Consider the following 1,459-nt stretch of genomic DNA (forward strand, 5'->3'; position numbering starts at 1 on the left):
CCCGTTACCTTTTTCGTAGCTCCTGATCAAGGAGCCGTGGTCGCCAGGTCCGGCATGACTGACGCCCCCAGTCGAACCCATGATCCGGGGGGTGGTGTCACCGGGTCTGGTGGCATCGAGGGACCGCTGATAGGGACACGGCCGCCCACCGGGCAGGTCTCGTCGTAACGTGGGTGCCGGCCGTCGATGCCCGACCGGCGACCACCCTCGATGAACGAACGGCAGGACGGATGACCAGCGGTTACCAGGTGTTCCTCGGCCTGGATGTCGGCAAGGGCGAACACCACGCCGTCGGCCTGGACCCGGCGGGCAAGCGGCTTCATGACGCGCCGTTGCCCAACAGCGAACCGAGACTGCGGGCGTTGTTCGACAAGCTCGCCGCGCACGGGCCGCTGCTGGTGGTGGTCGACCAACCGGCCACGATCGGCGCGCTGCCGGTCGCGGTGGCCCGCGCGTCCGGCCACCAGGTCGCCTACCTGCCCGGCCTGGCCATGCGCCGCATCGCCGACCTCTACCCCGGCCGCGCGAAAACCGACGCGCGGGACGCGTTCGTCATCGCCGACGCCGCCCGCAGCCTGCCGCACACCCTGCGGCCGGTCGACGTCGGCGACGAGGCCCTGGCCGAGCTGGACGTGCTGGTCGGCTTCGACGACGACCTGGCCGGCGAGGCCACCCGGATCGGCAACCGCATCCGCGGCCTGCTCACCGGTGTCCACCCCGCTCTGGAACGCGCGATCGGGCCGAGGATCAGCCACCCGGCGGTGCTGGAGATCCTGTCCCGCTGCGGCGGCCCGACCGGCATCGCCAAGGCCGGCCGTCGCAAGCTCACCGCGATCGCCACCGCCCACGCACCTCGCATGGGCGACAAGCTGGTCACCGCGATCCTGGCCGCTCTGGACGAGCAGACCGTCGTCGTCCCGGGCACAACGGCGGCCGACACCGTCCTGCCCCGCCTGGCCGACAGCCTGAAAACCGTCCTCCAGCAACGCAAACAGGTCGCCGCCGAGGTCGAAGGGATACTCGATGCGCACCCTCTTGCCGGGGTCCTGACCTCCATGCCCGGTGTCGGGGTCAGGACCGCAGCCCGCATCCTGCTGGAGATCGGCGACGCGACCGGGTTCAAGTCCTCCGGCCACCTGGCCGCCTACGCCGGCATCGCCCCGGTCACCCGCAGCTCGGGCTCCTCGATCAAGGGCGAACACCCGGCCCGCACCGGCAACCGCAAGCTCAAGCGGGCGTTCTTCCTCGCCGCGTTCGCGGCCTTGTCCGACCCCACCAGCAGGGCCTATTACCAGCGGAAACGTAACGAAGGGAAGAAACACAACGCCGCGCTGATCTGCCTGGCGCGGCGCCGCTGCGACGTGCTATTCGCCATGCTCCGCGACAAGACCTACTACCGGCACCCCGAACCCACTCCCGCCCCGGCTGCGGCTTGACAACCACATAGGGACACCCCCCG

At 70.5% G+C, this 1,459-nt stretch carries 1 protein-coding gene; it reads left to right on the forward strand.

Going from position 1 to position 1,459, the window contains the following annotated elements; genetic code table 11:
• The first annotated feature begins 230 nt into the window (after positions 1-230).
• Positions 231-1,436, forward strand: coding sequence for an IS110 family transposase (locus LZG04_RS41365; RefSeq protein WP_233827431.1), 1,206 nt, complete (start codon positions 231-233; stop codon positions 1,434-1,436).
• The last annotated feature ends 23 nt before the right edge of the window (positions 1,437-1,459 follow it).

The organism is Saccharothrix sp. S26, assembly GCF_021390395.1.
In the GTDB taxonomy this organism is placed as follows: Bacteria; Actinomycetota; Actinomycetes; order Mycobacteriales; family Pseudonocardiaceae; genus Actinosynnema.

Excerpts from the sequence above, each read along its gene's own strand:
- LZG04_RS41365 (WP_233827431.1), top strand. The coding sequence starts at position 231 with ATGACCAGCGGTTACCAGGTGTTCCTCGGCCTGGATGTCGGCAAGGGC.